The sequence below is a fragment of the Plantactinospora mayteni genome, assembly GCF_016862935.1.
GTDB lineage: Bacteria > Actinomycetota > Actinomycetes > Mycobacteriales > Micromonosporaceae > Plantactinospora > Plantactinospora mayteni.
This window is the reverse complement of the sequence record NZ_BONX01000026.1, coordinates 290311-297800: the sequence shown is the minus strand read 5'-3', so window position 1 is coordinate 297800 and position 7490 is coordinate 290311. Positions and strand designations below refer to the sequence as shown.

5 protein-coding genes are annotated in these 7490 nt (G+C 71.6%); 2 read left to right on the top strand and 3 right to left on the bottom strand.

The genetic code is table 11. The features are described from left to right. Positions 1–221: 221 nt before the first annotated feature. Together Pma05_RS20475 and Pma05_RS20470 are read left to right on the top strand one after the other, a co-directional pair. Positions 222–1184 (top strand): zinc-binding dehydrogenase, encoded by a 963-nt coding sequence (locus tag Pma05_RS20475; protein ID WP_203859029.1) that lies wholly within the window; start codon positions 222–224, stop codon positions 1182–1184. A 382-nt stretch (positions 1185–1566) separates the two neighbouring features. Further along, positions 1567–2829 (top strand): hypothetical protein, encoded by a 1263-nt coding sequence (locus tag Pma05_RS20470; RefSeq protein ID WP_203859028.1) that lies wholly within the window; start codon positions 1567–1569, stop codon positions 2827–2829. Between the two features lie 110 nt (positions 2830–2939). Here the strand turns inward: Pma05_RS20470 and Pma05_RS20465 are convergent, their stop codons facing one another. The 3 genes from Pma05_RS20465 to Pma05_RS20455 all read right to left on the bottom strand — a co-directional run bounded on the left by Pma05_RS20465 (position 2940) and on the right by Pma05_RS20455 (position 7471). Beyond that, positions 2940–3935 (bottom strand): alpha/beta hydrolase family protein, encoded by a 996-nt coding sequence (locus tag Pma05_RS20465; RefSeq protein ID WP_203859027.1) that lies wholly within the window; start codon positions 3933–3935, stop codon positions 2940–2942. A 197-nt stretch (positions 3936–4132) separates the two neighbouring features. Then, entirely contained in the window at positions 4133–5074 is a 942-nt protein-coding gene (locus tag Pma05_RS20460) for an alpha/beta hydrolase family protein (protein ID WP_203859064.1), read from the bottom strand. Positions 5075–5215: 141 nt separating this feature from the next. Next, entirely contained in the window at positions 5216–7471 is a 2256-nt protein-coding gene (locus tag Pma05_RS20455; protein WP_203859026.1) for an MMPL family transporter, read from the bottom strand. Positions 7472–7490: the final 19 nt, after the last annotated feature.

Here is a 7490-nt window from a genome sequence, read left to right as displayed (position 1 = left end):
TGGCCCGCGCCTGACGCGACGGGGTGGCCCGCGCCTGACGCGACGGGGTGGCCCGCGCCTGACGCGACGGGGTGGCCCGCGCCTGACGCGGCGGTGCCCGGGGAGGTTCGGGCGTCCCACGGGTGGCTTCTCGCCAGCGGTTGCCCGTGGGCCGGCGAATGGCGAGGGCTGTCTGTGGGCCGGCGGCTGGCGGAGGGCGGCCGTTCCCGACCGGGTGTAACGTGTCGATCATGCGCGCCGCCTACGCCTCGACGTTCGATGCCGACGATCCGCTCGCCGCGTTGGTCGTCGGGGATCGGCCCGAGCCGTCCCATCCGGAGCCGGACTGGGTGACGGTGGAGGTGCGGGCCAGCTCGCTCAACCATCACGACGTCTGGTCGCTGCGCGGGGTCGGGCTGGCCGCGGACCGGCTGCCGATGATCCTCGGCTGTGACGCCGCGGGTGTCGACCCGGACGGCAACGAGGTGGTGGTCTATCCGGTGGTCCCGGATCCGGCCGATCCCCGTGGACTGTCGCTGCTCTCCGAACGGCATCCCGGCACGTTCGCCGAGCGGGTCGCGGTGCCCCGCGCCAACCTGGTACCCAAGCCGTCCGGGCTCTCCTTCGCGGATGCGGCCTGCCTGCCGACGGCCTGGCTGACCGCGTACCGGATGCTCACCACCCGGGGGCGGGTGGACGCCGGGGAGTCGGTGCTGGTGCAGGGGGCCGGTGGCGGTGTGGCGACCGCCGCCGTAATGCTCGCGGTGGCGCTCGGCAAACGGGTGTACGCGACCAGCCGTGACCCGGGCAAGCGGGAGCGGATCGCCGCGCTGGGCGCGACCGCGCTGGAGCCGGGGGCCCGGTTGCCGGAGCGGGTGGACGTGGTGGTCGAGACGGTCGGCGCCGCGACCTTCGACCACTCGCTGAAGTCGGCCGCCCCGGGCGCCCGGATCGTCGTCTCCGGCGCGACGGCGGGGTACGAGCCGACGGTGAACCTCCGCCGGGTCTTCGCGATGCAGTTGGAGATCCTCGGCTCGACCATGGGTACCCCGGCCGAGCTGGCCGAACTGCTCGGGCTGCTGGTACGGCGGGGGATCCGGCCGGTCGTCGACGGGACGTACCCGTTCTCGGCGGCCCCTGCGGCGTTCGCCCGGCTGCTCTCCGGGGAGGTTTTCGGCAAGGTGGTGCTGGACCACACCGCGTAGCACCTCCGCCGACCCGCTCCTGAGCTGAGCTGGGAAGATCACGGCGTGAACACGCGCGGTGACAGCATTTGAAAAACCGGACGTTTCGCCCAGGAACCAATGGACAGTGGGTCCGGATAAGTCCGGCACAATGCACCGGAAAGTCGGGGTAAAGCCTGACTTCAGGAAAAATAAAGGTTGGCTTTTCGCCCATTCTTTCGCGTCTCCGTCGGCTTGGGGTCGGCGGGTACAGTCGTCCCGTTCCGCCCCTCTGATCGCGGACGATGTACGGCGAAGGAGTCGGATCTTGATGAGTTTCTCTGTGGCGGGTCAGCATAATCGGCAAAGACCGCCATCCCGTCGTGCCCATGGGCGCGGCTGGCGTACGCCCCGATCCCTGGTGGTGGGTTCGGCGACGCTGGGGATCATTCTCGCCGGGATCGGCGTGGCCGTTGCCAGCAGTGGCGACGGGTCGATGACCATTACCCGCAACGGGACCGTGCTGGACGGCCGCAAGATCGATGGGTACGTGCACATCAAGGCGGACGACGTCACGATCAGAAACAGCACGATCAAGTACGGCGGGGCGCATGCCGTACGGATATTCGACGGCTTCTCCGGAGCGCTGGTCGAGAACACCAGGATCCAGTGCACCCGGCCCGAGACGAATGGACTCGTCTTCGGCAACTACACCGCCCGCAAGGTGCGTGTCTCCGGCTGCAAGAACGGATTCATGCACTCGCCGGAGGCGCCCGCGACGATCATCATGTCGACCTGGAACGGGAAGCCGGTGGCCGCCGGTGACCTGCCGCCGGCCGCCGAGCCGGAGCCGACCCCCGACCCCACGACTCCGACGCCCGAAGACTCTCCGGACGGGTCGGACGCGGGTGCCACGGCCACCATGACCAGGGCACCGGCCAGCCGGGCGCCCTCCTCCTTCCCCGGCCCCGACAACACCGGCGTACCACCCGGCACCACGCTCCGGCCCTCGGGCTCGATCAAGGTCACCCAGGACGGTCAGGTGCTCAGCGGGCTGAACATCACCGGCTGCGTGACCGTCACCGCCAAGAACGTCGTACTCCGGAAGTCCCGGATCACCTGCGACGGAATCTACTCGATTCGTACGATCGACGCGGTGAACCTGCTGGTGGAGGATGTCGAGATCAACGGCAGGGGAAAGAACTCGGCGGCGGTCTGTTGTGGCGAGTACACGCTGCGCCGGGTCGACATCAGCAACGTCATCGACGGGCCCAGACTCGGCAGCGACGTGGTAGTCGAGGATTCCTGGATCCACCATCTGACCCGGGGACCGGGATCGCACAACGACACGCTCCAGACCACCGGCGCCTCGAATATCGTGGTCCGGAGAAACACGCTGGAGGCGTACAACCCGGTGACGAGGGATCCGTTCAACGCCTGTCTCATGATCGGATCGACCACCGGGCCGATCGTCTCGAATCTGGTCTTCGAGGGCAATTACTGCAACGGCGGAAACTATTCCATCGGGGTGCGTACGGATCTCAATGCCGCCAACATCCGACTGAGTGGCAATGTCTTCGGGCGAAACCACAGATATGGCGTGATAGCCCGACCTGACCAGCGCGGTATCACCTGGGACCGGGCGACCAACCTCTACGCGGACAACCGGAGGCCGGTGGTGGGCTAGCCCCACCCCTCGCGGGCGCGGCCGGTCTCGGGCCAGGACCGGCCGCGCCCGGCCGCTCCGCGACGGCCGGTGGGTATCCGTGACGCCGCTGGCCGGCAGGGCGAGCGCTCTCAGAGCCGGTCGTCGAGGGTGGCCAGCCCGCCCCGGGCCGCCTGGGTCGGCAGCCGCCGCAGCGCCCGGTCGTCGCCGTACAGGGTCCAGCGGAGGAACTCGACGGTGGTGCCGGCGACCACGTCGAGGGCCTGCTCGTCGCTGCCGAGCAGCGCGCCGACATGGTCGCCGTCCGGCAGCGTCAGCATCGCCTTGGGCCAGGGGACCCGGTCGTACGCCGCCTTGCCGGCCCGGTACGCCACCACGTCGTCGCGCTCTCCGTGCACGAAGAGCTGCGGCGCGGCTGCCCCGCTGAACGCGGTCCCGACGCCGAGAGCGGTGCCGGCGAGCACGATGCCGGCGTCGAGCCGTGCGTCCCGGCCAGCCGTGAACAGCCCGATGGTGGTGACGCCGCCCGCCGAGTGCCCGGCCGCGGCCACCCGGTCGACGGCGAGATGGCCGCGTAGCGGATCACCGGCCTCGCGGTCCAGCGCGAGTACCCGGGTCAGCACGAACGACGCGTCGGCCGGCTGGTTGACCACGTCGAGTACCTGGAAGTCCGACGCGCCCCGGCTCGTGTGCGGATAGCTCGGCGCCACCACCACGAAGCCCGCCGCCGACCAGCGCACCAGCAGGGTCCGGTAGTCCGACGGCCGGCCGGTCAGGCCATGGCTGAACAGCACCACCGGAAACCGCCCGTCCGCGACCCGGGCATTCCGGTCCGGGGAGCCGCCCGGCGCTCCGTCGGCCGGATACCAGACGGTGACCGGCAGTCTGCGGTCACCGCCCCGGTTGTAGCTCAGCTCCCGGACGCCGACCGCGAATCGCCGGTTCGGTGCGACGCCGGCCGGGGTGGGACTGGCCGGGGCGGTAGCGCCCGGAGTCGGACTTCCCGCCGGAGCGGGCCGTTCGGCGACGGAGCGGCCGGACCCGGCGGAGCAGCCGGTCAGGGTCGCGGCCAGCGCCGTCGTGACGGTCGCGGCGGCGAGCGCGGCCCGGAGGGGATGTCGGGGCATGACACCGATTCTGCCCCGCCTCGCCGACCACCCGGGCCGTCCTCCGCCGACCACCCGGGCCGTCCTCCGCCGACCGGGCCACGGTCGCCGAGCCATTCCAGCGTGGCCACGCTCGGTCAAGACGGTCGGCGAAACGGTCGATCGGCGCGATCGGCGCGGTTTGGGCGAGATCGCGAAACGCTCGGTCGTGCCGACGGTCAGCCGAGGCGGTTGGCGAAGACGGTGGTGCCGGGGGAGGTGGCGCCGGTCGGGAGGTCACGCCGGGCCCGGACGTCACCGTAGAGCGTCCAGCGCAGGAACTCCGTCGTCGCGGCCATGGTCTGCGCGAAGCCGCGCCGGCCCGGGATGAGGTATTCGCCGTGCCCCTGGCCGCGTACCGTGAGGAACGCCTTGGGCCACGGCACCCGGCGGAAGGCGTCCCGACCACGGGCTACCGGGACCACGCGGTCGGCGTCACCGTGCACGAAGAGCAGCGGTGCCGGTGGCCCGCCGAAGGTGGCTCCGGGCATCCCGGCGCCACCGATCACGATGCCGCCACGCAGCCACTCCGAATGCCCCGGCGCGAACAACCCGGCCGTGGTGTAGCCACCGGCGGAGTGCCCCACCGCGCCGATCCGGGTCACCGCCAGATGCCCGGCGAACTGGTCACCGGAGACCTGGTCCAGCCGTCTGACGTGCTGGATCACCCGCCAGGCGTCACCCGGCTGGCGGCGGATGTCGTTGCGGTCGAACCGGCGTGCCCCGCGTTTCGTGTGCGGATAGGCCGGGGCGGCGACCACGAAGCCGGCGGCGGCCCACCGGGTGGTCAACGGGGCGTGGAATTCGGGCAGGCTGTGCAGGCCGTGGCTGAACAGCACGATCGGGAACTTGCCGGCCGCGACCGGGGCGTTCCGGCGGGGCACGGTGGGCCCGGCGGTCGAGCTGGTGGGCCGGTCGTCCCGGGCCGGATACCAGATGGTGACCGGGAGCGGGCGGGCGGTGCCGCGACCGAGATCGAGCGTACGCACGCCGACCGCGTACGTCCGATCCGGGGCTGAACCGGGCGGAGCCGCGGGAGCCGGAGCGGCGACCACCCACCCGCTGGCGGTGAGCGCGATCGGCAGTAACAGGACGAAAAGCCCCGCGACCCTGGGGTTCACGCGCACAGCACCGACGCTAGACGGTGCACCGCCGTACGAGGCCAGCTTTCCGGTCCTCGTACGGCGGCCACCCGGACGGTTTGTCCCGCCGTCCGCCCCCGATTCGGGTTGCCGGGCAACCCGTCGCTCCGCTTGATCGTCTTAGCGCGCCGGCCCGGCCCCGGTGGGTACGCCCTGCGGCAGCCCGCCGGCCGGCACCTCGCCGTGGGAGAGCCGGGGCAGCCAGTCCAGCCACCGGGGCAGGTACCAGTTCCGCTCCCCGAGCAGCACCATCACCGAGGGCAGCAGTACCGCCCGGACGATGGTCGCGTCGATCAGTACCGCGACCGCCAGGCCGAAACCGAGTTCCTTCATCGACACCAGCGTGCCGGTGGTGAAGAGGGCGAAGACCGCGACCATCACCACGGCGGCGCTGGTGATCACCCCGGCGGTACCCCGGATGCCCCGGGAGACCGCCAGCTTGCTCGGCCAGCCCCGGTCGTGCCCCTCCCGGATCCGGCTGAGCACGAAGACGTGGTAGTCCATCGACAGCCCGAACAGGATCACGAAGAGGAACAGCGGTACCCAGTTGGTGATCGAGCCGACCGACTCGAAGCCGAGCAGTGCCTCGCCCCAGCCGTGCTGGAAGAACAGCACCAGCAGCCCGTACGCGGCGGCCACCGAGAGCAGGTTGAGCATGATCGCGGTCGCCGCCACCACCAGCGACCGGAACGACACCAGCATCAGCAGGAACGCCAGCCCCAGCACGAACCCGAACACCAGCGGCACGCTGCGGCCCAGCGCCGCGTTGAAGTCGACCGAGTCGGCGGCCAGGCCGGTCACCAGTACCTCGGCGCCGTCGACGCCCTGCACGGTGCGCGGGATGACCTGTTCGCGCAGGGTGCGTACCGCCGCTTCGGAGGTGGCGTCGACGCCGGAGCCGGAGAGTCCCACCTTGACCACCGCGACCGTCCGGTCCGGGTTGACCTCGACCGAGACCGGCTCGTGCAGCACTCCGGTGGCCAGCGCCCGGGTCTTCAGGTTGTCGATCGCGGCGGTCAGGGCCGGCGTGGTCACGTCGTCCGCCCGGATCGCCACCACCGCCGGTTCGGCGCCGCCGGGGAAGGCGGCCTTGACCCGGAGGAAGGCGCTCAGCGCCGGGGCCGGGTTCTTCAGCGCCGTGATGTCCTCCTCGGCGGTCCGCATCCCGAGCAGCGGCACGGCCAGGGCCAGCAGGGTGGCGGCGGCCAGCACGGCGGAGAACCCGGGCCGGCGCAGCACCACGCCCATGGTCGCGCGCCAGAACCGGCCGCTCGACTGCCGGCGGTAGAGCCCGGGTACCCGGCCCAGGTCGACCCGGTCGCCGAGCTTGCTCAACACCGCCGGCAGTACGGTGAGCGACCCGACGGCGGCGGTGGCGACCACCAGGATCGTTCCGGTCGCCAGGCTGATGAAGGTGGTGTCCTGGGTCAGGTACATCCCGGACATCGCGATGATCACGGTCAGCGCCGAGATCAGCACCGACCGGCCGGAGGTGGCGGCGGCGATCGCCAGGGCCTGCGGGGCGGTGGCGCCCCGGGCCCGCTCCTCCCGGTCCCGCCGCAGGTAGAACAGGCAGTAGTCCACCCCGACCGCGAGCCCCATCAGCAGCATCAGGTGCATCGTGGTGTCGACCGCCGGCGCGATCCGGCTGGCCGCCGCGAGCAGGCCGAGCGAGCCGAGGAACGCGGTCAGTGCCAGCCCCATCGGCAGTACGGCGGCGAGCAGTGCCCCGAACGCCACGATCAGGATGCCCAGCGTCACCGGGATGGAGAGCATCGACAGCCGGTGCATGTCGGCGTCCAGGGTCCGGCCGATCGCCGCACCGATGCTGGCCCCGCCGGTCTGCGCCACGTACAGCTCAGGATGGTCGCGTTGTACGGCGGCGACCGCGTCGCGTACCGGACCGACCCGGTCGGCGGCGCCCTCGGCCGGTCCGGTCAGGTCGAAGGTGACCAGTACGGCGTGCCGGTCGGCGGAGACCGCGTCCGACCGTACGTCCAGCACCTGGCCGGTACGCTCGATGGCGGCGGTCGTGTCGGTGACCGCGGCCCGGAAGGCGGGATCCTCCGCGACCAGGCTGTCGCTTTCGACCAGTACCATCTCGGCGGCCCGGTCGGGAAAGCCGGCGGCGGCGATGATCTCGTCCGCCCGGCGGGAGTCGCCGTGCCCCGACTCGCTGTTCTTCGCCTCCACGGTGCCGACGACGGCGCTGAGCGCGGTCGCCGCGATCACGAACAGCAGCCATCCGAGGACGGCGATGCGGCGGTGCCGGGCGCTCCAGCCGGCGATTCTCGCGGCCAGGTTGCCCTTGCCGGAGGCCACCGGAGCGGGGGCGGAGCCGGTGACCGGCGGCGGCAGAATGGTCGACGTGGTCATGCCTCGACGCTATGAGCCG

What these genes read in the sequence shown, in the direction of transcription:
- Pma05_RS20455 (WP_203859026.1), bottom strand. Translation starts at nt 7,471, where the DNA reads ATGACCACGTCGACCATTCTGCCGCCGCCGGTCACCGGCTCCGCCCCC.
- Pma05_RS20465 (WP_203859027.1), bottom strand. Translation starts at nt 3,935, where the DNA reads ATGCCCCGACATCCCCTCCGGGCCGCGCTCGCCGCCGCGACCGTCACG.